Raw genomic sequence first — 23944 nt, 5'->3', positions numbered from 1 at the left:
CCCCGTGGTTTCAGGCCAAAATTTTACAATCGGTGCTAGCGTAGTTCCACACGAGGTGATGACGATGAAGCGGACTGAAACCGACCACGTGGACGTCGAATCGCCCGTTCGACCGTCGACAGTACTCGGTTCGGTCTCTCGGTACGATCTCGTGCTCGGCGTCATTCCGCTCCTGTGGCTCACGGCGGCCGCCGCCTGGGTCGCAACCGCGCTGCCGCTCCACCTGTTCATCGCGGCGGCGGGCGTCGTCAGCAGCATCGTGGTCGTCGACGCGCTCTACGTCCACCCGCCGACACGGGAGCACCACGAGGGCCACCAGAACCGTCGGTCGACACGCGGCGAGTTCGGCGACTGAACAGCCGTTTCGGAACTGACCAACTGGTTGCGCGGAACGTTTTACTCACACCAGTGCGTAGGGTGTCAACGTGTCGCACGAATCGTACCGCGTGCTGGTCGCCGACGCCTCGACACCGGTCGGTCGGGCACTCGTGAACTACCTCGCTGACACCGACTACGTGGTGCGCGCGCTCGTCACCGACCGCGACCGGGAAGCCTCCGCACGACGGGCCGGCGCAGCGGAGGTCTGCGTCGCGGACCTGACCACCGGCCAGGGACTCGACGGTGCGGTCAGCGACGTCGACGCTATCTGCTGTAGTGTGAGGGACACCGGCCTCTCCCACGTCGTCGGTCAACTCGAGGCTGGCGTCGGCATCAGGAACCTCGTCGACGCCGCGAGCAGTGCCGACCGCCCGTACGTGGTCCTCCACTCGAAGGTCGGTGTCGGCGACTCACACAGCGGCATGGTGCTCCCCGTCAGACTGCTGAAGTACAGACTCATCCGTGCGCTCGACGCCACCGAGCGCTACCTCCGTGACGCCGGCGTCCCGCACACCATCCTGCGGACCGGGCGGACGACCGACCGCGAGGGGACCGGGTCGGTAGCGACGAGCGAGGGAGAGAACACCGTCGCGGGGCGAATCCCCCGACCGGACCTTGCGTGGGTGATGGTCGCCGCACTCACCACGCCGGAGGCCAGGAACCGGACGTTCGAGGTGGCCGAGGTCGCGTCGCCGACCCACGAGGGCGTGGCTTTCGAGTGGCGCGGCCCCGAGGCGGGGCTGGTCGCGCGCCGCTCCGGCTACTCCATCCCGTCGTAGGGGTGTGACAGGGGTCCTGCCGACGCCCGAGCCGCCGCTCCTCGGTCTGGGCGATAGAACGGTGTGGGACGCCTACGTCCCGCTCAGTCGGCGACGATGGTTCGCTTCGAGGCGGTCATCCCGAGCACGTCGTCGAAGAAGGAGAGCGAGTCGTGCGGGCCGGGATTGGCCTCGGGGTGGTACTGCCGCGTGATGATGTCGAGGTCCTCGCTGTCGAGGCCCTCCGGCGTGCCGTCGTTGACGTTGATCTGCGAAACCTCGAGCGCCTCGGGCGCGTCGGCGACAGTGTAGCCGTGGTTCTGGGTGGTCATCACGACCTTCCCGCTGTCGTAGTCGCGGACGGGCTGGTTGACGCCACGGTGGCCGAAGTCCATCTTCTCGGTCGTCCCGCCGAGCGCGCGGGCGACGATCTGCTGACCGAGGCAGATGCCCGCGATGGGCACCTCGCCGACGTAGGTGTCCACGAGGTCGACCGCGGCGTCGAAGTTCTCCGGGTCGCCCGGGCCGTTCGAGATGAACAGGAGCTCCGGGTCGATTTCGGCCACGTCGTCGGCCGTCACGTCGTAGGGAAGCACGTGGACCGTCGCGCCGCGCTCGACCAGCGAGTCGACGATGGACTGCTTGGCGCCGCAGTCGACGAGTGCGACCGTCGCGCCGTCGCTCTCGGCGTTGTGGACGACGGGCTCGGCGACGGACACCTGTGCGCCGATATCCGTGTGGTCGCTCATCGGCACGCAGTCCTCGAGCTCCGCAAGCGCATCTTCGGGGGTGACGTCGTCACCGACGGCGATGCCGCAGGCCATCGCTCCCTCCTCGCGGATGTCGGTGACGAGGTCACGCGTGTCGATGTGGTCGACCGCCGGCACGTCCTCCTCGGCGAGCCACTCCGCCACGTCGTCGGTCATCTCGCGAGTGACCGCGGCGCGGGGGTGGACCCGGTCGGACTCGAAGCGCTCCGGGCGCACGCCGTAGTTCCCGATGAGCGGGTACGCGAAGGTGAGTATCTGCTCTTCGTACGACGGGTCCGTGAGGCTCTCCTCGTATCCCGTGTACGTTGTCGTGAAAACCAGTTCGCCGTTTGCTGTGCCCGGAGCCCGACCACGTGCCTCGACCACGTGGCCGCCCTCCAGTGCTACGTAGGCGTCCATCGTTACGAAGTACGTATGTTGCCAAGTCAATAAACCTTGCTTTCGAAACTTCGTTACGAATTTCGTAATCATCAAGTGCGCCCCGGTGGTAGATGACCACCTCCATGGACGAACTCGACCGCGAGATACTGAACATCCTCCGGCGGGACGCCCGAACGCCCTACACCGAGATCGCCGAGGAGGTCGGTACCAGCGAGGGGACGGTCCGCAACCGGGTCGAACGAATGACCGGAGACGACGTCATCGAACGATTCACCGTCGCCACGCGCACGGGCAACGTGAAGGCGATGATCGAGATCGGCGTCGCGATGGACGTCGAAACGACCCGAATCTCCGAGCGGATGGCCGACTGGACCGAGGTGGACTTCGTCTGGCAGGTCTCCGGGGAGGAGGACGTGGTGCTCGTGGTCGACTGTGCCGACACGCAGGGGGTGAACGACCTCATCACCCAGGCCCGCGAGATGGAGGAAGTCGTCTCGACGAAGACACGGCTCATCCTCGACGAACGGCTCGGCTGACGGTAGTAACGCCTCGTTGCCACACGGTATGACGCGATTATACCCCGTCGCTGTCTGTCGGTTCTGTCGGGAGCGCTGGCCACAAACACTTTATACCAACGTGGTTCTGGTAGGCAACCAACAGATAACTATATCCGGTAACCAACGGTACCGCTAGCTGGTTCACATGGCCACCCCCAGCAAACGGTTCGGTGAAGAAGATGTCAAATTAGAGGCGAGTGTCGACACGGGCGCAGCGTTCGTGATGATGATGCTCGCTCAGATGGTGCTGTTGTTCACGTTCTGGATCACGCTCTGGCCGACGGCGTTCGGTATTCCGCAGGACGTCCGGCTGGTGACTGCCATCGGGGGCTTCTTCAGTGGCGCTGCCGTGCTCGGGCTGTACGGCGGCATCAAGTCGCTGATGGCGCAGACGGTCGAATCAGAGGCGTAAACGGCACGAACTAGGGGTTGGGTGGTCATTCCAGGGGAGCGGGCTGCGGCAGTGGCGTGCGGCTCGGGCACGCGGTTCCGGATAGCGGCGCCGCCGGGAGTCACCGGCGGCTGGTGGTGTCCCGTGACGAGTCGAAGTCCATTTTAGCAGGGTACTCGATTGTAGAGCCATGAGCACGTCTGACCCGTCCGACGGCGCGGCCAACGACACCGCGCACAAGAACGCGCGACAGGAGGTCATCGCGGTCGACCCGGACGACAACGAACAGGGGCTCGTCAACCGGCTGGACGCCCACACCGGTGAGGGCATCCGTCACCGCGCGTTCACGTCGCTCGTCTTCGACGAGGACGGGAACATCCTGCTCGCACAGCGCGCCGCCGAGAAGCGGCTGTGGGGCACCTGGTGGGACGGGACGGTCGCCTCTCACCCCGTCGAGGGGCAGAGCCAGGAGGCGGCGACCCGCGAGCGACTGGAGGAGGAACTCGGCATCACGCCCGAGCAGTACGACTCCGTCCAGCTCACGGACCGCTTCGAGTACAAGCGCTACTTCGAGAACGCCGGCGTGGAGCACGAAGTCTGTGCCGTGCTGAAGATCACGCTGACCGACGCCACGCTCGACCCCGACCCGGAGGAGGTCGAGGGTCTGATGTGGGTCCCCTACGAGCATCTCCACGACAATCCGGAGTTCTACCGGCAGCTCCGGCTCTGTCCCTGGTTCGAGATCGCGATGCGCCGCGACTTCGACTGAGCGCCCGGACGGACCCCTGCAGAATATGTGTTAACACGTAGCAAGGATTATGTCGGGGTGGGTCGTAGTTTCTTCCGGAGGTGCCCATCCACAGATGTCGTCAGCACGCAAGCAACCGAAAACGGCCGACCTGTCGCTCTCCCGCGGCGAACTGTGGCTCGTCCACCACGTGATGGTCGAGCGACTCACCGGGCACGACGACGACGACCCACAGCCCTGGTGGGCGCTCAGCATCGCCCGGAAGCTCGAGGCCGGTGACCCGGCACTGACGACGTTCGAAGCGTGGCGGCTGCGGCGTGACCTACGAGAGTACGCGGAGCGAGACTCGACGCCGGCGTCGGACGTCGCCCAGGCCAAGGCCATCGTCGACCAGCTCGAGGCGAGTTTCGGCCGGGTGCCGCTGAGCTAGGGCCGCGTCGTCCCCCAGACCGCGACGAGTCCGAGCAACAGCGCCGGCAGCATCGGGAACGCGAGCAGTGCGACCCAGTACGGCAGCGACGGCGGCCGATAGAGGATGACGACCGGCATCACGAGAAACGAGAAGGCGACGACGGCGACGACCACCCAGCCGCGCCAGTCCCACTCACGGTCGACAGCCTCCGGGTGGACGCCGTCGGCCGGCCGGTGGACGTAGCCCTCGTCGTCACCGTCGCCCGCCGCCGCGTCGGCGCCGTCGATGGTGGGTGTCCCGCGTCCGTCGTCCGCCCGTTCCTTCGTGTCGGCGTCAGAGCTCACTGTCCGGAATTACGACCACCTTCCCAAAGCCCTCACGATTCTCCAGCAGTTCGTGGGCCCGGCCCGTCTCGCTCATCGGGAGCGTCTCCCGGATGCGGGGTTCGAACGTGCCGTCCCACACCAGTTCGAGGACCGTCTCGGCCTCGCCGGGCGTCGCCATCGTCGAGCCGATGATCTCCAGCTGGCTCCAGAACACCCGGTTGACGTTCGTTTCCGCGTTCGGCCCCGTCGTCGCCCCGCAGGTGAGCAGCCGGCCGCCGGGGGCGAGGCACTTCAGCGAGTCCTCCCACGTCTCCTCGCCGACGTGGTCGACGACCACGTCGACGCCGCGGCCGTCGGTTTCCTCGCGAATCCACGTCGCGAAACGCTCCTCCTCGTAGTTGCAGACGTGGTCCGCGCCACAGTCCCGGGCGTAGTCGAGCTTCTCCTCGCTGCTCGCGGTCGCGTACACCTCCGCCCCCGCGTAGTCGGCGATTTGGGCGGCGGCGTGACCGACGCCGCCGGAGGCACCGAGCACCAGCACGGACTCGCCGGCCGTTACGTCACCGCGCGAGACGAGCATCCGCCAGGCGGTACCGAAGACGAGCGGTGCAGCCGCCGCCGTCTCCCAGGGTACCTCGTCCGGCACCGGCACCAGGTTCTCCGCGGGCAGCGTCGTGTACTCGCTGTGGACGCCCGGGAGATGCTCGCCGATGACCTTGAAACTCCGTGACAGCGTCGGGTCGCCCTTCCGGGTGAACTCGTCCTCGCCCGTCGCGATGCCGGACCAGACCGCGACGTGGTCGCCGGGCTCGAAGCGTGACACGTCCGCGCCGACCGCCTCGACCACGCCCGCAGCGTCGCTTCCCGGGACGTGTGGCATCTCGAGATCGATCCCCGGCAGCCCCCGCCGGGTCCACACGTCGAGGTGGTTGAGTGCGCCGGCCTTCACGTCGACCAGCACCTCGTCGTCGTCGGGCTCCGGCGTCGGATACTCGTCGTACTCGATGACGTCGGCGTCGCCGTGCTCGGTAAACTGGACGGCCTTCATGCGCGTGGTGACTCGTGGCGCGGGCAAAAGCGTGCCGACGCGGGCAACTCGGACAAGAGCTATGCCGCCGCCGCCGGAACGCGCCGGACATGAGCGAACACGCCGAGGACGACCACGACGACCATGAGGGACACGGCCACGACGACAGTCACAGTCACGACGACGGACACAGTCACGGCCACGACGACGACAACCACGACCACCACCATCAGCACGACGAGCACAGGCTCGGTGTCGCGGTCGTCACGGTGTCGAACTCGCGGACACTGGACGACGACCCCTCGGGCGACCGCATCGAGTCCCTCCTCACCGACGAGGGCCACGAGGTCACCGTCCGCGAACTCATCCCCGACGAGTACGACAGCGTGCAGGGAACGGTCGGCCGACTCGCCGACCGAGAGGACGTCGACCTCGTGGTCACGACCGGCGGGACGGGGGTCACGCCCGACGACGTGACCGTCGAGGCCGTCGAGCCGTTGCTCGACAAGGAGCTCCCCGGCTTCGGCGAGCTGTTCCGGCGGCGCTCACACGAGGAGATCGGCACCCGGGCCATCGCGACGCGGGCGATGGCCGGTGTCGACGAGGGCGTGCTCGTCTGCTGTCTCCCGGGGAGCGAGGCGGCGGTGCGCCTCGGCGTCGCGGAGCTCGTCGTCCCCGAGGCACCGCATCTGGTCGGGCTGGCGCGCCGCTCCGACTGAGCCGAAGCCTGGCGGGGGCTGTGGGAGCGTTGAAAGGGAAGGGGGAGTGTTACTGGACGATATCCAGTACCGGGAGACCACGCCTGTCAGGGAACGAGGGCGTGACCCTCTGACACCGACCTATTTGTGTCCTCGTGGTCTCCATCTGGGCCGAAGATTCGTATCTACTTGAACACGGACAACTGTCCAGACGATTTACCGGTTCTGAACGGTCTTGAACAGTTCTTCCCCCGTTTCGTGATGTCCTTCATGTGATAGTACGAGCATCGTAAAATCATCCGGGAACCAGCATTATCCGCGTCTCCAGAGGCCCCAGGCCGCCGAAACCGTTCACAGCGCCAGCCAGATCCGAAAGGTGCGTTAACACAAGACACGATAGCTGGCTCGCGACAGCGCTCGGCGCGTCACCACAGCGTCGAGCGCGTCGACTGCTGGACCAGTGGCTCTCGTGACAGGGACCCCGCGCAGGCTCCGGGCCCGCTCGCAGCGGCCGTCGTTACTGGCCCGCCAGCTCCTCGGCGACTGTCGCCGGGTCGAGCAACGCGGGGTCGACGGCCAGGTCGGCCTGACCGCTGACGAACTCCGGGAGCGAGTCGTCGGAGTAGGCGACGACCCGCACGTCCGGGTTCAGGTCCTTCGCGACCGGGATACCGGTCGCCTGCCCCACGTCGGTCAGGACGAACAGGTCCGCGTCGACGATTCCAGCCTCCTCCAGCCCGGGTCGGTTCGCCACGCCGTCGACGATGTGGACGGTGAACCCGACTGCCTCCAGCTCGCGTACCAACTCGTGCTCGTCGTGGCCAGCGAAAATCGCGTGCATCACGTGGACGAACGAGGGGAGAGGCTTTGTGCCTTTCCCGTCCGGGTCGCGGTTCGGTCGCTCGTGAGCGCACCCGGGGCCCCAGCGAAACGAACGCTCGGGACACCTGAAAACGGTTAAGTGCCGACACGCGCGAGTCCCGGGTATGAGCGACCTCCCGGACGATTTTAACTGCACCATCACGAACTGGGAGTACATCTACGGCCTCTGTCGGGACGTCAGCGAGGACGTCAAGGCGGACTCCTTCGAACCCGACGTCATCGTCGCACTCGCCCGCGGCGGCTGGTTCGCGGGACGGTCCATCTGTGACTTCCTCGGACTGAACGACCTGACGAGTCTGAAGATGGAGCACTACGTGGGCACTGCACAGAAGGCCGACGAACCGCAGGTCCGCTACCCGATGCCGGAGGGCAGCGTCGAGGGGAAGGACGTGCTCATCATCGACGACATCGCGGACACCGGCGGCTCCATCCGCCGGGCCGAGGAGTACGTCGAGGAGCGCAACGCGGGCACGGTGAAGACGGCGACGCTCCAGCTGCTCCAGACGAGCGAGTTCGAGCCCGACTACGTCGGCGAGCGCCTGGAGGAGTGGGCGTGGATGGTCTACCCGTGGAACTTCATCGAGGACATGATCGACATCATCGCCGGGCTGATGGAGCGTCACGAGCAGTCGTCGTTCCACAAGGCGGACATCCGCCACTTCCTCGCGGAGGACCACGACCTCCAGCGCATCGAGATGGAGATCGCCCAGCCGAACCGCATGACCGAGGTACTCACCGAGATGGAGCGCCGTGACGTCGTCGCCGCCACGGAGGACGGCGGCTGGACGCTGATTGAGTGAGGCGGTGGGGACGACCCGACCGCAGCCGTCTGGTTCTCGACGCCGCTCCGTAACGACGCGACCGACGCTGTACCCGGTCCCAGGAGCGAATCTTTCAGGCAGCATCGTATCGGGACAAAAATATTTGTGGTATGGTCACGAACACCGCCGACATGCTCGCAGAGCTGACCGCGGCGCTCGACGACGCCGCCCCGATTACGGTGACCAGTCCCGACTTCGAGGACGGGGAGCGACTCCCCGACTGGACCGGGTTCGTGAACGAGAACGAGCGCCCCGAACTTCGGATTCAGGGCGTCCCCGACGCGGCCGAGTCGTTGCTCGTGACGATGGTCCACCCCGAGGCGGCCGACGTGGTGGACCACGAGTGGGTGCACTGGCAGGCCTGGGGCGTCGACCCCGAGACGACGGTCTTCCGGCGGGGCGAACCGCTCGAGGATGCGACCGAGGGGTACAACGACTTCCTCCGACGGGGGTGGGGCGGCCCGTCGCCGCCGCCAGAGCAGGTCGAGACGTACCGGTTCCGGGTGTACGCGCTCGACATCGACCTCGACCTCCCGGCGGCGACACGTCGAGCTCGCGTCGCGTCCACGGTCGGGCTGGAGGGGTCGGTCCTGGCGGCCGGGGAGCTGACCGGGCAGTACGGCGCCGACCAGGGGACCGTGTTCGTAACGGAGGGGCCACGCGGGTTGCGACCCTGACCGGGCACCGACCCGTCGTCCCCCACCTCAGTCCGCGCTACTCTCGGTCCCGCCGTCGGTCACGGCCGACTCCCGCTCACGGCCCCCTTCGACGACGGTGTGCTTCCACGTACCGCGGCTGAACCAGGCCATCGCGGCGAGCGCACCGACCACGTCGCCGAGCGCGACGGCGGTGAACACGCCCGTGGCGTCCCAGCCGAGGACGAACACGAGGACGTACGTCGTCGGAACGCGCACGAGCCAGAGTGCGACCACGGAGAACACCAGCGCTGTCTTGGTGTCGCCGGACCCGCGGAACGCGCCGAGGAACACCGGGAACAGGCCCATGAACACGAACGCGGGGGCGGCGATTCGGAGGTACTCCGCGCCGTAGACCAGCGTCTCGGCGGCCTGGGCGGTGTCGGCAGTCAGCAGCGGCCGCAGTACCAGCGTCGGCACCGCGAAGATGACCAGTGCGACGCCGAACAGGCCGACCGCGGCGAACTTCGCGGCGAGCCAGGTCGCCCGTTCGGCCCGCTCGGGCTGCTCCGCGCCGAGGTTCTGCCCGACGACGGTGTTCGTCGCCTGTCCCAGCCCCATCGCGGGGAGGAACACGAGCGAGATGACCCGGTTGCCGAGCCCGTAGGCGGTGACGACTGCGGGCGGGAACGTCGCGACCATCCCCGTCAGCGCGATGAGCGCGAGCGAAGTCATCGACTGCTCGGCCGCCGATGGGACGCCGATGCGAACGATGTCGCGGATGGTCTCGAGGTCGGGCGCGAGGTCGGCTGCCCCCACGTCGGGACCGGCATCCGTCCAGAACAGCAGGTAGAGGCCGAGCAGCGTGGCGACGCCGCGGGAGAACACGGTCGCAAGCGCCGCGCCCTCGATGCCGAGTTCCGGGAACGGGCCGACGCCGAAGATGACCAGCGGGTCGAGCACGACGTTCAGCGCGACGGAGACGAGCATGATGCGCAGCGGCGTCCGCGTGTTGCCGTACCCGCGGAGCAGCGAGACGAAGACGAAGAAGCCGAACAGGAACGGCATCCCGAGGAAGAAGATGCGCATGTAGTCCGCGGCGAGCGGCACGATGACGCGCTGGGTCTCGGGGTCCGCCGGCAGCACGGCGAGCATCGGGTCCGTCAGGAGGTAGCCGACAGCCCCGATGACGACTGAGAGCAGGCCGACGAAGCCGATGGTCTGACCGGCGACCAGGCTCGCGGAGCCGTCGCTGTCGGCACCGGTGTACTGCGCGACGAGGATGGCACCGGCCGCGGTGAACCCGCCCCCGACGGAGATGAGGAAGAAGATGAGCGGGAACGCGAGGCTCAACGCCCCGACGGCGTTCGAGGAGTACGCGCCCAGCCACGCCGTGTCGGCGAGGTTGTAGGTGACCTGCAGCAGCTGGATGGCCACGAGCGGCCACGCCAGCCGGAGCATCGGCCGGGCGAGGTCCCCCTCGGTGAGCTTCGTGTTCGTGTGCGATTCGACCATTACGAATCGAAACGTTCCGCACTCATATCAATACGAGTAGTAGTCGACAGCACGTGGCACGGCCCCGGTTTCGCACGGTCTGCACGCTCTGTCGACAGACATATCCTCTCCAATGTTCATACGGGAACCAAGACATGTCTCTAAACCGACTCTCCCGCCGCAGTCTGCTCGCCGGTGGCGTCGGCGCACTGGCCGGCGGGCAGCTGTTGCGGCCCTCCACCTTCCGCGAATCCTTCGACGCCGACCCGTCAGTGTCGACCGACGAGTGGCTGTTGCCCGGACGGTCGCCCGCACGGCGGAACCACGTACCGGTGACGGGTGGGACCGAGCTCTCGGTCGCCTGGGACCGGTCGTTCGATGGCGGTTCCGGCTACCGGGTCGTCGTCGCTGACGGCCGGGCTATCGTTCCCGTCACGGACGACGCGGTCTACGCTGTCGAGGTCGCTGATGGCTCCACCGCGTGGCGCGCCCGTCCACGCCCCGAATCGGGGTACGGTGTCGCGCTCGGGGGCGAGCACATCTGCTGTTCGACCGGCGACGGGTTCTACGTCCTCGGGCCTTCGGGGAACTCGAAGTGGTGGCTCCCGGGCTACAACTACCGGACGGTGGAATCTGCAGGGTTCCTGTCCACGTTCCTGCCAGTCGGGTCGACCCTGTTCACCGTCGGGCGACGAGGATTGGAGGCTCGCGATATGGCGTCCGGCCTCCGACACTGGGTCGGGGCGCGACCGGACGGCAGCCGGCTGACCACGAACCCGCTCGCGTTCGCCGACGGAACACTCTACTGTGCCGGGGGCCGCTATGGGAAGCAGCCGTTCGTCGCTGTCGACCCCGAGGACGGGAGCCAACAGTGGGCGACGGCGGCGTTCGAGTACGAGAACCGGCAGCTCGCCGTCGACGGCGACACGCTCCTGGCGACGGGCGAGACCGAGGCCGGCGGCCGCATCCAGGCGTTCGCGGTCGACGACGGCGCACTTCGCTGGCAGCGGGCGACGGCGACGGGGCTCCTCGGCCCGACGGTCGCCGACGGGCTCGTTGTCTGTGCCAGCGAGGGCGGGCGGCTCCACGCGTTCGACCGCACGTCAGGCGAACAGCGCTGGACCGTCGGCAGGCAAGCGGCGGCAGACGAACTCGTTCGTACCGACAACCACCTCTACATCCACAGTCCCCGCGGCGTCGAGGTGCGCGACCCGTCGACCGGGGAACGACGGGCGCTCCACGAGCTCGAAGGCACCGATCCGAACGGGTTCGCCTACGCCAGCGGCCACCTGTTCGCGCTCCGTGACGACCGGCTGTTCGCGCTGGAGGTGGTCGACGGTGCCTGAGGCGTCCCGACAGGGCGACGTGCCGAGTCTCGACGACGACGACCCCACGCTCTCGGAGCGGTTCGGGATGACGATCCCGCTGTTGCTGCCGGCGTGGCTCGTGACGTACCCGCTGCGCTGGCTGCTCGACCGACAGACGCTGGTCCCGAGTCCCCTCGGCCTCGTGTGCTGGGGCGGTATCGGCCTCGCGTTCGCGTTCGGCGCGACGTACCCGGACAACGACGAGGTTGCCGCCGTCGTGTTCGCGGTCGTCGTCGCGGCCGTCTTCTACGTCGCGGAGGGCGTGCTCGCACCGCCGTTCCCGGCCGTTCGGGGCCAACCGGTGTACCTCGTCGGGCCTCTCCTGAACGCCGTCGGTGCGTTCCTCGTCGGTCATGTCGTGGCGTACCATCGGGGCCTCGGGACGGTGCTCGGGCTGGTCACGGGTGACGACGGCTCGGAGGTTGCCGACGACGACTCGTAGCGGTTTTACGCGCGCCACGGCTTCGTGGAAGCATGACTATCGGCGTCATCGGCGGCAGCGGCATCTACGAGGCCCTGCCCCTCGAGAACGTGGAGAAGCGCAGCGTCGACACGCCCTTCGGCGAGCCGTCGGACGACATCACGCTCGGCGAGCTCGCCGGCAAGGAGGTCGCGTTCCTCCCCCGGCACGGCCCCGACCACCAGCACACCCCGACGAACGCGCCGTACAAGGCGAACATCTACGCGCTGAAGTCCGTCGGCGTCGACCGCGTCATCGCGACGAACGCGGTCGGCAGCCTGCGCGAGGACCTCCCGCCGCGCACGCTGCTGGTCCCGACACAGATCTTCGACCGGACGAGCCAGCGCGAGCACACCTTCTTCGGCGACGGCATGGTCGTCCACATGGGCTTCGCCGACCCGTACGACCCGCCCATGGTCGAGCACCTCGCCGACGCGGCCGAGCGCGCCGACACCGACGCCGACGTCGAGGAGGGGGGCACCTACGTCTGCATCGAGGGGCCCCAGTACTCCACCCGGTCCGAGTCCGAGTTCTACCGCGAGCAGGGCTGGGACGTCGTCGGGATGACGGCCATCCCCGAGGCCAAACTCGCCCGCGAGGCGGAGCTGAGCTACGCGACCGTCACCGGCGTCACCGACTACGACGTCTGGAAGCGCGACAGCGAGGTGACGCTCGACGAGGTGCTCGAGAACGCCGCCGCCAACCAGAAGTCCATCAACGCGGTCGTCGAGGAGGCCGTCCGGTCGATGCCCGAGGACTTCGAGAGCGAGGCGTGGTCAGCGCTGGAGGGCACCATCAACACGCCGAGCGAGGCGATTCCGGACGACACCCGCGAGCGCGTCGACCTGCTCGCCGGGCAGTACCTCGACTGAGCGCCCCTCCCACCGACCGATTTTTGCCGCCCGACCCCGTCCGTCACCGCCATGGACGCAGACGACGAGCTCGTCGAGCAGGTCGCGACACAGCTCGACGGCGACGAGGAGACGGCTCGCGGGTTTCTCGACGGCATCGACGCCGCGGTCGGCTCAATCTGTCCGCTCTGTGGCGAGGGCTACGTCGTCGAGACCGACGACGAACGCTTCTTCCCCTCGCGCGGCCGGCAGGCACGATCGCTCAACCTCGGCGTCATGGAGCTGTCGCTGTCGAAGTCGCGGGAACTACGCGAGACGAACGAGGAGCAGGTCGTCGTTCCGTACACCTGCACCTCGGCGAACCCGTTCGAGGTGTGCGCGCTCGCCGGCCGGTTCCACGAGCAGGTGGCCGTCGAGACGGTCCGGGGTGTCGCCGAGACCGACCGCGCGGTCGGGCGTCGGCGGTCCTACGTCGCCGACAGACTCCGTCGTGCGAGCGAGCGACTCTGACGGTCACTCCTCCCCTTCGAGCAGTTGCTCGACGGGAGCGTCGACGTCGTCGGCGAGCCACCAGAGCCGCTGTCTGAGGTCGTCGCTCATCGTCACCGACCCCGGGTACTCGGCGGCGACGGTGACGAACGCCGTCGCGGCCGCACGACTCACCTGCTCGTCGTCGTCGCCGATAGCCGTCGTGAGCGCCGTGAGCGCCTCGGGTACCCGGTCCGGGTGGTCGACCCCCACGCGACCGATGGCGTACGCCGCTGCCAGTCGCTGGCTGGCCGGCGCGTCGAGGACGAGTTCCGCGAACAGGTCGTCGACCTCGGGTACCGTCGCGGGGTCGTTCACCGCGACGGCGGCGAGGAGGTCGATGGCAGCGGTCTGGAGCGCCGGCACCGGCTCGCGAGCGTTCGCCACCGCGTCGTCGACGACGGGGAGCACCTCCTCGGGGTAGCGCGTCGCCACGTCCGCCAGCGCGCCGGTCGCGAACGTCCTGACGTCCCACTCCTCCTCGTCCGTCGTCGCGTCCCGCAGGTCCTCGATGGCGTCGAGGACGGTGCTCGGTCCGGAGCCGGCGAGCCTGGCGAACACAGAGGCGACCGCCGCCCGGACGTACGGGTCGGTCGCCGAGAGGAACGGTGCCAACGATTCGACCCAGGCGCCGAACGTCCGTGGCGCGCCGTCCGCTGTTGCTGCGAGCGCGTCGGCGGCGCGGCGGCGGGCGCTCGCGTCGTCGTCGTCGAGTTGCGTGATGAGCGCGTCGAGACAGTCAGCCAGCGCCGTCGGCTCGGCACCGGCGATGTGGTACAGCGCGTCTGCAGCGCTGGTTCGTGTCGTCGCGTCCCCAGCCCCCAGCAGGTCGCACAGCTCCGCCGCGTGTGCGACCGCACCCGCCGGGTCCTCGCGTGCCAGTTCGCACAGCTCCTCTGCGCGGTCTGTGTCGTCGGACCCACTCAGCAGTCCCATCTATCCGTACCTCGTCGCCCGGGACCAAGAATCCCTCTCATCGAGTAGAAAACGCCCGCGGTGGGCTGGCGAAAGCGGATCGCGGTGACGCCTGACGGATGTGATGGGCTTCGACTGACGGTGAATGCGGTGTGGGCCAGCCAGCCCAGCGGGCGTTCTGGCGTCGGAGATCGCCTGACATCGGCAATCTCGCGTGCCAGACCGCCGCCCCCTTCCCCCTCTGTGATACTGGGACGACGGTCGATTACACATATATCTTACGGCCACATCATAGCGGTGCTTGCTATCTCAAACGGTTTATATAGACGGCTGAGGCCGGGCTCAACGACCGCTGTTGGCCACTTTGTCGAGGCCGTCCGTGAGCGACGCCTCCAGAACGGTCGCGGTCGCACGTCGAAGCCGCTCGGAGGCCGCCTGGTTCGAAATGCCGAACTCGTTCGCGATATCCTCCAGCGTGGACTGTCGCGGGATGTCGAAGTAGCCGGTTTCGAGGGCGAACATCATCGCCTCCCGTTGCTCCGGGGTCAGGTCGTAGGCTTCGCCGGATTCGGGCCGGTCGTCGGACCGCCCCAGTCGATGCAGATCGAGCTCGTAGCCGTGCTCCCTGGTCCGTTCGTGAAACCGCGTGACGCTCGACTCGTCCGGAAAGCGGACACGGAAGAACCAGCTCTCGGTCGCCCGTGCTTCGAGGACGGCCGCGTCCGTGTCCACGAAGATGGACAGCAGCCCAGTCGGGTCGGTGTCCCATCGAAGCCGGTACAGGACGCTGCCGCCCTGTCTGTCGATCGTGCTGTAACCGACCTCCGTCGTCGCCTCGTCCATGCTGCGCTCGAAGCTGTCGGTGTCGCCACTCACCCAGACGTACGGTGCCACGTCCCCCGACGTCGGCACGACCTGCTCGAACTGCAGTTGGACGTCACTCTCCCCCCAGCAGGCCGACGCCGGACCGAACGTGTCCGTGTCGACCGAAAACTCCGCAATTACCCCCATACCCGAAATACAGGATATTTGAACATATCTATCTTCGGGTCGGAAGACTGTGCAAGTGCCATGAAAACAACTCGCGGTCGTAGCGGCGGTGGTCAGTCGGCGACCGCCTCGTCTGAGACGGAGGAGGCGGTCGGGTCCTGCACCCAGAGGTCGCCGAACAGCTCGTCCTGCTGGAGCGTGACCTGACCGCGATGCGCGAGAAAGAGCAGCGCGAGGAACGTCAGCACGCGCGAGCCACCGCTGTCCTGAATCTCGGCGAACAGGACCTCCGCCCGCCCCGCGTCGTAGTGTTCGCGGAGCGCAGTGCGTACGTCGTCGATGACCTCCTCGATCTCCTCCTCGTGGGTCGTCCCGGTGACGTCGTCCTCCGTCGGCTCGTCGTCGACGCGGCGGTCGTCGCCCGCGTGGTAGTCGAGCGTCTGCGTGCCGCGCCGGAACCCCTTCGGCGAGTCGCTCGTGTCGTACTCGCGGCCCTCCTTCCACCAGGAGCCGCGCTCGGCCTCGCGCAGGTCCCGGACCAGCTCGTCCAGCGTCTCCGGCGTCCCGCGGGCGTGCTTGCGCTCGAGCCGGCGCTCCATCTCCGCCTCCAGCCCCTCGATGGGGTCGAACTCCGGGTCCGCCGGCGGTGACTCGGGGGCGTCTGCGAACGGCTGCTCCCACGGCGCGGGCTCCTCGTCCTCCTGCTCGTCGCTCCCGTGGATGAGCTCGTCGCCCTTCATCCGCAGGAGCACGCTCGCGTAGAACAGCGCGCGCCCCGACGTGCGCAGGTCCACTGATTCCAGCGCGTCGAGGAACCGGTCGGTCACCCGCATGATGTCGATGTCCCACGGGTCTATCTCTCCCTTCTTGGCGAGCTGGACGAGCAGTTCGACGGGCTCGACCTCGTCGTCGTCGGAGTCGCCGACGACGTCCTCGTCCGGCAGGACCGCATCGAGCTCGCCGTCCTCGCTCGGCTCCTCGTCCGCTGCCGACCCCTCGTCGTCCTCGTCCGGCAGCACGTCCTCGACGTCACCCTCGCCGTAGAACTCGTCCGGGTGGGCGTGTTCCGCAGCGCCGTCGTCGACGAAGTCCGCTTCCTCGCCTGGTGGTGTCCGGTCTTCGTGGCCCGCGATGCTGAGCAGATCTTCGAGGCTGTCACCGTTCTGACTCGGTGCGTCGCCGTTCTGGTCCACCGAACTGCCCTCACCCGCCTCGCTTCGCTCGGCGTCCTCGCTAGTCATCGGCAGACACCTCCACGTCCCCGGCATCGCCGTCGGACAGGTCGATACCCGTCACCGCGGAGACGTTGTCCTCCTGCATCGTCACGCCGATGGCGCGCTCGGAGCGGTCGAGCATCGCCGTCCGGTGGCTGACGACGACGAACTGGGCCTGGCCGGCGAGCTCGTCGACCATCTGTCCGACACGCTCCGCGTTGACCGCGTCGAGGAACGCGTCGATCTCGTCCAGCGCGTAGAACGGTGCGGGGTTGTGGCGCTGGATGGCGAAGATGAACGCGAGCGCGGTCAGGGACTTCTCCCCGCCGGACATCGCGTCGAGGCGCTGGATGGGCTTGTCCGCGGGCTGGGCCTTCATCGTCAGGCCGCCGTCGAACGGGTCCTCCTCGTCCTCCAGGTGGAGGCGGCCGCTGCCGTTCGAGAGGCGCGTGAAGATGTCCTGGAACTGCTCGTCGATGTCGTCGAAGGCCTCCATGAACGTCTCCTTCTTCTGTGCCTCGTAGGAGTCGATGCGCTCGCGGATCGCGTCGCCCTCCTCGACGAGCGTGTCCCGGCCGTCCTCGAGCTCGTCGAGGTCGGCACGGACCTCGTCGTACTCGTCGATGGCGAGCATGTTCACCGGCTCCATCGCCTCCATGTCGCCCTGGAGGCAGTCGACCATCTCCACGACGACGTCGTGTTCGGGCACGTCCTCGGGGTCGTACTCGCCGACCTCCTCGGCCAGCGACTCGATCTCCCAGTCGAGCTGGTCGCGTTTCTCCGTGTGAGAGTCGAGCTTCGACTGCACCGCGTCGACCTGCTGCTGGACCGAGTCGCGCTCGTGCTGGGCCGACTGGAGGTCCTCACGGAGCTCCTCGCGTTCGTCTTTCAGCTCGGAGAGCTCGTTCTCCAGCTCGAGCACCTCGCGGCGCTTCGATTCGAGCGTCTCCTCTTTCTCGTCGACCTGCTCCTCCAGCTCCTCGATGCGCTCCTCGTGTTTCGCCTTCTCGTTCTGGGCGGCCTCGATGTCGTCGTGGAGGTCTTCGATAGCCTCCTCGGCGTACTGCTTCTCCAGCTGGAGCTCGTTGAGCTCGCCGTCGAGCTCGTCCATCCGGTCCTCGATGTCGTCGATCTCCTCCTGGATGGCCTCTTTCTGCCCGGTGAGCTCGGGGATGCGCGAGTCCGCGAGCTCGGACTCTATCTCCTCGACCGCCGACTCGAGCTCGGCGATCTCGGCCTGTTTTTCCTCGATGTCTGCCTCGATCTCCTGCATCTCCTCGTCGACCGACTCGCGCTCGTCCTCGATCTCCTCGCGGCGGTCCCGAAGGTCGGCGATGCCCTTCTCGCGCTCGGCGATCTTGCGCTCGGTGCTCTCGATGTCGCTCTCGATGCCGCGCACCTCGTCGACCGCGTCGGACTTGCGGTCGCGGGCGTCGTCCAGGCGCGACTCGACCGCCTGGATGTCCTCGCGGAGCGACTGACGCTCGTCCTCGAGCTCGGAGATGCGCTCGGCGACGCGCTTGAGCTGCCCCTCGCCCGAGGAGTCGAAGGAGTAGCGCGAGCCCGACGACGAGCCGCCGGTCATCGCGCCAGACTTCTCGACGAGGTCGCCGTCGAGCGTAACCAGGCGGTAGTCGCCCTGCATGTCCCGCGCGGTGTCGAGGTCCTCGACCACGAGCGTGTCGCCGACGACGTGACTGAAGATGCCCGCGTACTCGTCGTCGAAGTCGAGGAGGTTGTACGCGAAGTCGACGACGCCCGGCACGTCCGGTGCGCTCGGGAGCGACCGCTCCCGCATCTTGTTCATCGGGAGCATCGTCGCCCGGCCCGCGTTCCGGGACTTGAGGTGCTCGATGCACTGCTGGCCGATCACGTCGTCGCGCACGACGACGTTGGCCATCCGGCCGCCGGCGGCGGTCTCACACGCCGTCGCGTAGTCGGGTGCGACGCTGCCCAGCTGGGCGACCGCGCCGCGGACCCCCTCGATGCCCGAGTTGAGCACCGTCGTCACCGAGCGGCCGAACGAGGAGTCGCCGGACTCGCCGGCTTTCGCCTCCAGCTCGGCGTACTTCTGCTGTTCCGCCTGGAGGTCGTCCTCGACCGTCGCGAGGTCGTCCTGGAAGGACTCCTTCTCGGCCTTGAGGTCCTCGACGACGGAGGCGATGGACTCGACGTTCTGTTCGGCCTTCCCCAGCTCGTCTTCGAGGTCCGACTTCTCCGCTTCGAGGTCCGGAATCTCCGCTCGCTGGTCCTCGATGTCCGCGTCTATCTCGCTGGCCTCGTTCGAGCGGCGACGGCGCTCGTCGACGAGCCGGTCCTTCTCGCGCTGGAGCTCGTTGACCGCGTCGCGCTCGGCCTCGAGTTCCGCCTTCTTCTCCTGCAGGTCGTTCTTCAGCTCGTCGTACTCGGTGTCGATGGCGTCGATCTCGGACTGGACGTCCGCGAGCTCCTCCTGTTTCGAGGCCACGTCGGCCTTCAGCGAGGACTTGGCGACCTTCGTCTCGCGGATGTCGCCCTCGACGTCGTCGACCTCCTCCTGCTTGCGGTCGATCTTCACGAACGACTCGCGCCGTTTCGTCTCGGCCGCCTCGACGCTCTCCTCGCTCGCCTCGATCTTGTCTTCCAGTCGTGAGATGTCGCCCTTGATGCCCTCTATCTCGCGCTTGATGGCGAGCTGTTCGTCCTCGCCCTTGCGCTCTATCTCCGCGTTCAGGTCCTCCAGGTCCTCCTGAAGGCGGACGACCGTCCCTTGCTTCTGGTCGAGGTCGCGCTGGAGCTCTTCCAGCTCCGCTTCCTTCGCCTCGATGCGGTCCTCGACGGATTCGCGCTCCTCGCGTTTGTCCTCCAGCTCCGCGGCCTTGAGGTACCCCTCGTACTGCTCCTTCTCGCGGCGGAGTCGGCGGTAGCGCATCGCCGTCTGGCGTTCGTCCTCGAGCTGGTCGAGGCGGGCCTGCTTCTCCTCGATGCGGAGCTCGGCCTCGTTGATGCGCTCCTGAACGGTCTCCAGCTCCGCGAGCGCGTCCTCCTTCTTCGCGTCGAACTCCGCGACCCCGGCGATCTCGTCGATTATCTCCCGCCGGGAGTGTGGCGTCATGTTGATTATCTCGGTCACGTCGCCCTGCATGACGACGTTGTAGCCCTCGGGTGTGACCCCGGCCTGTGCGAGCAGGTCCTGGATGTCGGAGAGGTTGACCGAGCGGTCGTTGAGGTAGTAGTACGAGTAGTAGTTGTCCTCGGTCTCCTTCACCCGACGCTTGACCCGGATCTCGTCGACGTCGCCGACGTTGTCGCTGCCGGCGGCGTTGACGACCTGCGACCGCGAGAGCGTTCGGTCCTCGTTGTCGAGTATCACCTCGACGATGGCCTCTCGCGGGCCGCCGGAACGGTCGCCGTCGTCGTGGCCGGGGTTGTAGATGAGGTCGGTGAGCTTCTCGGCGCGGATACCCCGTGTGCGGGCCAGGCCCAGCGCGAACAGCACCGCGTCGATGATGTTGGACTTCCCAGAGCCGTTCGGCCCCGTGACTACGGTGAAGTCCTCGTAGAACGGGATTCGCGTCTTACGGCCGAAGCTCTTGAAGTTGTCCAGAACGAGTTCTTTGATGTGCATGGTGGTCAGGCGTCGGGGGCCGCGATAGGGGGATTACGCGACGATGATGTCGTCGCCGAGCTCGGACTCCTCGTTGTCGTCCCCGCCTTCTGCGTCGTGGTCCTTAGCGCCTTCGTTCCGGGCGCGTGCGGCCGCCTGCTCGACGTCTTCCTGTTCCGCTTCGGAGCGGTCTCCGGTCGCGTCACCGGGGTCGGGGGTGAGCATCTCGTCGACGGACTCGACGTCCGAGTCGGTCGCTCGCTCCTCCTCGAGTTCGGCTTCGAGAATGCGAACGCGTTCTTTCGTTTCGACCAGTTCCTCCGTCAGTCCGCGAACGGTCGCTTCGAGCTCGTCCACGGTGGCCTCGAGGTCTTCCACCCGGTTCGTCGGCATGTTACATACCCCGTTCGCGGGGAACCATAAACCTGCGTCAGACATCTCACGTGAATCTGACAGTTGTTGGGAGACGAACAGGTCAGATGGTGAGTTCGTGCCAGTCTGACATCTCTCCGCCGTACCCAACTCGGGCCCGGGCCCACACCGACTCGGGGAGCTGGCTGCCGGTGGACACGTCGCTGAACAGTAACTGGACGGAGATGTACTTCCGCTCGCCGGAGAGCTGGACCGAACGCTCCGTCCGCGCCGTCCGGTCGTCCACCGTCACCTCGCCCTCGGCCTCGAGGTCCGTCGGCACTGTCCGGTCCACGTAGAGGTCCAGGCCCAGACTCACGTTCTCGCCGTGGGGGCTCGCGTCGACGCCGGTGACCAGCAGGTCCTCGGGGCCGCCGCCGGACTGCGGTGGGTCCCCGAACTCGGCACACCCCGCCAGCGCGACACAGCTCCCGACGCCGGCGGCTCGTCGCAGGAATCGACGACGGTCCATTGCCCAGACGATTCGCGGTTCGGGTGCAAAAAGGATGCTCCCGGCTCGTGGTTCGACTCGAACCGTGAACCGCGAACGCGTGCCCCCAACCAGCCGGAGGACGCTACCCGTCGTGCTCGGAAGTTCACAGATTCTGCAACCCCATCGGGAGAAACTGTGGGTCCGAGGCAGTCACGGCGCTTGCTGCACCCGCCAAGCCGTGGGTTCGGGCGATTCGCTCGCACGCAATCTCCGCCCCGTCCGCTAGGTTTTTGCCCGCACTGTGGAAAGAGAAGTTCATGCTCACCGTCCGCGCACCTGCCACGAGCGCCAACCTCGGCAGCGGCTTCGACGTCTTCGGGCTGGCGCTGTCGGCACCGGCGGACGTGGTCCGCGTCGAGAAGGCCGCCGAGACCACCATCGAGGTGACCGGCGCGGGCAGCCAGTACATCCCGACGGACCCGGCGAAGAACACCGCTGGCGTGGTCGCACGGGAGCTCGACGCCCCGGCCCGCATCGAGATCGACAAGGGCGTTCGCCCGGCGTCGGGCCTCGGTTCGTCGGCGGCCAGCGCGGCGGGTGCGGCGGTCGGGCTGAACGCGCTCTACGACTGCGGCTACTCCGACGAGGAGCTGGTCCGGGCGGCGGCCGAGGGCGAGGCAGTCGTCTCCGGGGCGGCCCACGCTGACAACGTCGCGCCGGCCATCGTCGGCGGATTCACCATCGCGCGAGCGGACGGCGTCACGTCGGTCGACGCCGAACTCCCGCTGGTTGTCTGCCTGCCGGACATCGTGGTCTCGACGCGGGACGCCCGCGAGGTCGTGCCCGAGACGGTGGCGATGGAGGAGATGGTCGAGACGGTCGGGAGCGCGGCGACGCTCACGACCGGGATGCACCGGAACGACCCCGAGCTGGTCGGACGCGGACTGCAGGAGTCCGTGGTCACCCCCGCCCGCGCCGACCTCGTGACGGGCTACGACGAGGCGAAGCGGGCCGCGCTCGACGCGGGCGCGACCGGCGTGACCATCAGCGGTGCCGGGCCCGGCGTCCTCGCGGTCTGCCGCCGCCCGGACGACCGGCGTCGGGTCGCCGCGGCGATGCTCTCGGGCTTCGACGAGGCGGGCATCGACGCGCGGGCGTACCAGACCGCTGTCGGCGCTGGCGCGGAGCTGTTCCGCTGAGTCCGGGGACTTATGTTGTCAAGGTGTGTCATGGTATAATGTGGCAACTAGCCGTCCGGAGCGGCCGTTCCTCGGCGAGCAGGGCACCGTCGAGCGGTACGGTCGACTCGCACAGCGACTCGGCGTGGCGCTCGTCGCGGTCGCATTCGCCGTCGCCGCGCTGAGCGGGGCGACCATCGCACTGGCGGCCGCGACTGTCGACGGCGCACTCTCACGGCTGGTGGCCGTCGCTGCCGCGGACCCGGCGACACTCCCGACGGTCGCGACCGTCTACCACTACGCGCTCGTCGGTGTCGTCGCGGGCGGCTGGCTCCTCGGACTGGGTTTTATCCTGACCGGGTTCTTCGAGTGAACCAATGACCGAGAAGGGCGGGGTGGAAGAGCAGTCCAGTCGGAGACGCCTGGCCGACGATGCAGTCCTCGCAGCTGTCGCGCTGGCCATCGTCATCGGCATCGGCTTCGCAGCCGAGGTCGACGTCCACACACCGACGCTGCTCGTGGCCGCTGGCGGCGCTATGGTGCTCGAACTCCTCCTGTCGGTGCGGCCGAGCCGGGTCCGCGCGGTCTGGGAGCGCAGATACGTCAGACCACTCGCGGTCACCACCGTGGTGTTCGTCGCCATCGCCGGTGTGTTCGTCGCGCCGTCGCTCGTGTTTGCGCTGCTCTGGGGCGGGCTCGGCGGTTACCTCCTGCTGGCCGGCACGCTCCTGCTCCTCAGCGGGCCACCGTTCGGGAAGCTGGTCGCACGGCTCCGGGCGACCGAGAACGACGAGAAGTGAGGACCGACCTCAGACGCCGCGACCCTGCATCTTCTCTTCCTCGGGCAGGTCGACGTTGGCGTCGCCTTTCATGCTCTTGCCCAGGTTGGAGGCGATGTCGGCGAGCGTCTCCGGGTCGTCCCAGTTGTTCACCGCCTGCACGATGGCCGTGCCCATCTCGCGGGGGTTCTCCGCGCCGAAGATACCCGAGCCGACGAAGATGCCGTCGCACTCGTGGTGCATCATCAGCGCCGCGTCGGCGGGCGTCGCGATGCCGCCCGCGGCGAAGTTGACGACCGGGAGCCGGCCCATCTCGGCGGTCTCGTGGACGAGGTCCTTCGGTGCCTCGTGCTCGCGGGCCCACTTCTCGCGCTCCTCCCAGTTCATCCCCTCCAGCTGCCGGATGGCGCCCTTGATGGTGCGCTGGTGGTGGACGGCCTGGTTCACGTCGCCCGTGCCGGCCTCGCCCTTCGTCCGGATCATCGCCGCGCCCTCGTCGATGCGGCGGAGCGCCTCACCGAGGTTCCGGGCACCGCAGACGAACGGCGCGGTGAACTCGCGCTTGTCGATGTGGTAGGCGTCGTCGGCGGGCGTGAGCACCTCCGACTCGTCGATCATGTCCACGCCGACCGCCTGCAGGATCTCGGCCTCCTTCCGGTGGCCGATGCGCGACTTGCCCATCACCGGGATGGAGACGCTGTCGACGATGTCCGCCACGTCCGCCGGGTCGGCCATCCGCGCGACGCCGCCGCGCTTTCTGATGTCGGCCGGGACGGCCTCCAGGGCCATGACCGCCACCGCGCCGCACTCCTCGGCGATCTTCGCCTGCTCCTCGTTCACGACGTCCATGATGACGCCGCCCTTCTGCATCCGGGCGAACCCGCGCTTGACGAGTTCGGTCCCGCGCTTGAGCTCCTCTAAATCTGTCTCCTCGGTCATGTCGCGGGCTTGGGT

At 67.8% G+C, this 23944-nt stretch carries 28 protein-coding genes; 16 read left to right on the top strand and 12 right to left on the bottom strand.

Annotated features, from left to right (window positions below):
* The first annotated feature begins 64 nt into the window (after nucleotides 1–64).
* Nucleotides 65–355, top strand: a complete 291-nt coding sequence (locus NO978_RS04905; protein WP_257298411.1) for a hypothetical protein — start codon at nucleotides 65–67, stop codon at nucleotides 353–355.
* Between the two features lie 70 nt (nucleotides 356–425).
* Nucleotides 426–1157, top strand: a complete 732-nt coding sequence (locus NO978_RS04900; protein WP_257298410.1) for an NAD(P)H-binding protein — start codon at nucleotides 426–428, stop codon at nucleotides 1155–1157.
* 83 nt (nucleotides 1158–1240) lie between these two features.
* Here NO978_RS04900 and carA read toward each other — a convergent pair whose 3' ends face one another.
* Nucleotides 1241–2305, bottom strand: a complete 1065-nt coding sequence (gene carA, locus NO978_RS04895; RefSeq protein WP_257298409.1) for a glutamine-hydrolyzing carbamoyl-phosphate synthase small subunit — start codon at nucleotides 2303–2305, stop codon at nucleotides 1241–1243.
* A gap of 104 nt (nucleotides 2306–2409) precedes the next feature.
* Here carA and NO978_RS04890 point away from each other — a divergent pair, with 104 nt between their 5' ends.
* The 4 genes from NO978_RS04890 to NO978_RS04875 all read left to right on the top strand — a co-directional run bounded on the left by NO978_RS04890 (nucleotide 2410) and on the right by NO978_RS04875 (nucleotide 4413).
* On the top strand, nucleotides 2410–2823 hold the full coding sequence (locus NO978_RS04890; RefSeq protein WP_257298646.1) for an Lrp/AsnC family transcriptional regulator: 414 nt from the start codon (nucleotides 2410–2412) through the stop codon (nucleotides 2821–2823).
* 166 nt (nucleotides 2824–2989) lie between these two features.
* Nucleotides 2990–3256, top strand: a complete 267-nt coding sequence (locus NO978_RS04885) for a hypothetical protein (protein WP_089733242.1) — start codon at nucleotides 2990–2992, stop codon at nucleotides 3254–3256.
* A 169-nt stretch (nucleotides 3257–3425) separates the two neighbouring features.
* Nucleotides 3426–4004, top strand: a complete 579-nt coding sequence (locus NO978_RS04880) for an NUDIX domain-containing protein (RefSeq protein WP_257298408.1) — start codon at nucleotides 3426–3428, stop codon at nucleotides 4002–4004.
* Nucleotides 4005–4098: 94 nt separating this feature from the next.
* Complete coding sequence (locus NO978_RS04875; protein WP_257298407.1) at nucleotides 4099–4413, top strand: hypothetical protein; 315 nt, start codon at nucleotides 4099–4101, stop codon at nucleotides 4411–4413.
* On the opposite strand, the gene NO978_RS04870 is transcribed toward NO978_RS04875, so the two are convergent.
* A complete protein-coding gene (locus tag NO978_RS04870) occupies nucleotides 4410–4739 on the bottom strand; it encodes a hypothetical protein (RefSeq protein WP_257298406.1) in 330 nt (109 codons plus the stop codon). The genes NO978_RS04875 and NO978_RS04870 overlap by 4 nt on opposite strands.
* Entirely contained in the window at nucleotides 4729–5769 is a 1041-nt protein-coding gene (locus NO978_RS04865; RefSeq protein WP_257298405.1) for a zinc-binding dehydrogenase, read from the bottom strand. Before NO978_RS04865 ends, NO978_RS04870 begins: the two co-directional genes overlap by 11 nt.
* Before the next feature lie 89 nt (nucleotides 5770–5858).
* On the opposite strand from NO978_RS04865, the gene NO978_RS04860 reads away from it, so the two are divergent.
* Nucleotides 5859–6467: a molybdenum cofactor biosynthesis protein B gene (locus tag NO978_RS04860; RefSeq protein ID WP_257298404.1), complete on the top strand. Its 609-nt coding sequence runs from the start codon at nucleotides 5859–5861 to the stop codon at nucleotides 6465–6467.
* Between the two features lie 496 nt (nucleotides 6468–6963).
* Here the strand turns inward: NO978_RS04860 and NO978_RS04855 are convergent, their stop codons facing one another.
* Nucleotides 6964–7287 carry a CTP synthetase gene (locus NO978_RS04855; RefSeq protein WP_257298403.1) on the bottom strand — a complete coding sequence of 108 codons (324 nt, stop codon included), beginning with the start codon at nucleotides 7285–7287 and terminating at the stop codon, nucleotides 6964–6966.
* A gap of 145 nt (nucleotides 7288–7432) precedes the next feature.
* Between NO978_RS04855 and NO978_RS04850 the strand changes: the two genes are divergently transcribed.
* Both NO978_RS04850 and NO978_RS04845 read left to right on the top strand, forming a co-directional pair.
* Nucleotides 7433–8128, top strand: coding sequence for a phosphoribosyltransferase (locus tag NO978_RS04850; RefSeq protein ID WP_257298402.1), 696 nt, complete (start codon nucleotides 7433–7435; stop codon nucleotides 8126–8128).
* Between the two features lie 131 nt (nucleotides 8129–8259).
* Entirely contained in the window at nucleotides 8260–8826 is a 567-nt protein-coding gene (locus NO978_RS04845) for a YbhB/YbcL family Raf kinase inhibitor-like protein (RefSeq protein WP_257298401.1), read from the top strand.
* Nucleotides 8827–8853: 27 nt separating this feature from the next.
* Here NO978_RS04845 and NO978_RS04840 read toward each other — a convergent pair whose 3' ends face one another.
* The gene (locus NO978_RS04840) at nucleotides 8854–10299 is read right to left on the bottom strand and encodes an MATE family efflux transporter (RefSeq protein ID WP_257298400.1); all 1446 of its coding nucleotides are present in this window, start codon (nucleotides 10297–10299) and stop codon (nucleotides 8854–8856) included.
* Nucleotides 10300–10433: 134 nt separating this feature from the next.
* Here NO978_RS04840 and NO978_RS04835 point away from each other — a divergent pair, with 134 nt between their 5' ends.
* From NO978_RS04835 to NO978_RS04820, 4 genes are read left to right on the top strand one after another with little or no spacing between them, the layout of a single operon-like run.
* On the top strand, nucleotides 10434–11624 hold the full coding sequence (locus NO978_RS04835; RefSeq protein WP_257298399.1) for a PQQ-like beta-propeller repeat protein: 1191 nt from the start codon (nucleotides 10434–10436) through the stop codon (nucleotides 11622–11624).
* The gene (locus tag NO978_RS04830; RefSeq protein WP_257298398.1) at nucleotides 11617–12087 is read left to right on the top strand and encodes a hypothetical protein; all 471 of its coding nucleotides are present in this window, start codon (nucleotides 11617–11619) and stop codon (nucleotides 12085–12087) included. The genes NO978_RS04835 and NO978_RS04830 overlap by 8 nt, the downstream gene beginning before the upstream one ends.
* Before the next feature lie 32 nt (nucleotides 12088–12119).
* Entirely contained in the window at nucleotides 12120–12977 is an 858-nt protein-coding gene (gene mtnP / locus NO978_RS04825) for an S-methyl-5'-thioadenosine phosphorylase (RefSeq protein ID WP_257298397.1), read from the top strand.
* 51 nt (nucleotides 12978–13028) lie between these two features.
* On the top strand, nucleotides 13029–13466 hold the full coding sequence (locus NO978_RS04820; protein ID WP_257298396.1) for a hypothetical protein: 438 nt from the start codon (nucleotides 13029–13031) through the stop codon (nucleotides 13464–13466).
* Nucleotides 13467–13469: 3 nt separating this feature from the next.
* Here the strand turns inward: NO978_RS04820 and NO978_RS04815 are convergent, their stop codons facing one another.
* The 6 genes from NO978_RS04815 to NO978_RS04790 all read right to left on the bottom strand — a co-directional run bounded on the left by NO978_RS04815 (nucleotide 13470) and on the right by NO978_RS04790 (nucleotide 21072).
* Nucleotides 13470–14420 carry a HEAT repeat domain-containing protein gene (locus tag NO978_RS04815; protein WP_257298395.1) on the bottom strand — a complete coding sequence of 317 codons (951 nt, stop codon included), beginning with the start codon at nucleotides 14418–14420 and terminating at the stop codon, nucleotides 13470–13472.
* Between the two features lie 321 nt (nucleotides 14421–14741).
* On the bottom strand, nucleotides 14742–15410 hold the full coding sequence (locus tag NO978_RS04810; RefSeq protein WP_257298394.1) for a helix-turn-helix domain-containing protein: 669 nt from the start codon (nucleotides 15408–15410) through the stop codon (nucleotides 14742–14744).
* 92 nt (nucleotides 15411–15502) lie between these two features.
* Complete coding sequence (locus NO978_RS04805) at nucleotides 15503–16630, bottom strand: segregation/condensation protein A (protein ID WP_257298393.1); 1128 nt, start codon at nucleotides 16628–16630, stop codon at nucleotides 15503–15505.
* The gene (gene smc, locus NO978_RS04800; protein WP_257298392.1) at nucleotides 16623–20210 is read right to left on the bottom strand and encodes a chromosome segregation protein SMC; all 3588 of its coding nucleotides are present in this window, start codon (nucleotides 20208–20210) and stop codon (nucleotides 16623–16625) included. The genes NO978_RS04805 and smc overlap by 8 nt, the downstream gene beginning before the upstream one ends.
* A gap of 33 nt (nucleotides 20211–20243) precedes the next feature.
* A complete protein-coding gene (locus tag NO978_RS04795; protein WP_257298391.1) occupies nucleotides 20244–20582 on the bottom strand; it encodes a hypothetical protein in 339 nt (112 codons plus the stop codon).
* 82 nt (nucleotides 20583–20664) lie between these two features.
* Nucleotides 20665–21072: a hypothetical protein gene (locus NO978_RS04790; RefSeq protein ID WP_257298390.1), complete on the bottom strand. Its 408-nt coding sequence runs from the start codon at nucleotides 21070–21072 to the stop codon at nucleotides 20665–20667.
* A 278-nt stretch (nucleotides 21073–21350) separates the two neighbouring features.
* Between NO978_RS04790 and NO978_RS04785 the strand changes: the two genes are divergently transcribed.
* The 3 genes from NO978_RS04785 to NO978_RS04775 are packed head-to-tail and all read left to right on the top strand — an operon-like array spanning nucleotide 21351 to nucleotide 23011.
* Nucleotides 21351–22232 carry a homoserine kinase gene (locus tag NO978_RS04785; RefSeq protein WP_257298389.1) on the top strand — a complete coding sequence of 294 codons (882 nt, stop codon included), beginning with the start codon at nucleotides 21351–21353 and terminating at the stop codon, nucleotides 22230–22232.
* A 40-nt stretch (nucleotides 22233–22272) separates the two neighbouring features.
* Entirely contained in the window at nucleotides 22273–22584 is a 312-nt protein-coding gene (locus NO978_RS04780) for a hypothetical protein (RefSeq protein WP_257298388.1), read from the top strand.
* A gap of 4 nt (nucleotides 22585–22588) precedes the next feature.
* Nucleotides 22589–23011: a hypothetical protein gene (locus NO978_RS04775; RefSeq protein WP_257298386.1), complete on the top strand. Its 423-nt coding sequence runs from the start codon at nucleotides 22589–22591 to the stop codon at nucleotides 23009–23011.
* A gap of 9 nt (nucleotides 23012–23020) precedes the next feature.
* Here NO978_RS04775 and pdxS read toward each other — a convergent pair whose 3' ends face one another.
* Entirely contained in the window at nucleotides 23021–23929 is a 909-nt protein-coding gene (gene pdxS, locus NO978_RS04770; RefSeq protein WP_089733201.1) for a pyridoxal 5'-phosphate synthase lyase subunit PdxS, read from the bottom strand.
* Nucleotides 23930–23944 lie beyond the last annotated feature (15 nt).

The organism is Haloarchaeobius sp. FL176 (assembly GCF_024609245.1).
Lineage (GTDB): Archaea > Halobacteriota > Halobacteria > Halobacteriales > Natrialbaceae > Haloarchaeobius.
Note: the sequence above shows the minus strand (reverse complement) of the source record. Positions and strands in the feature narration are given on the sequence as shown.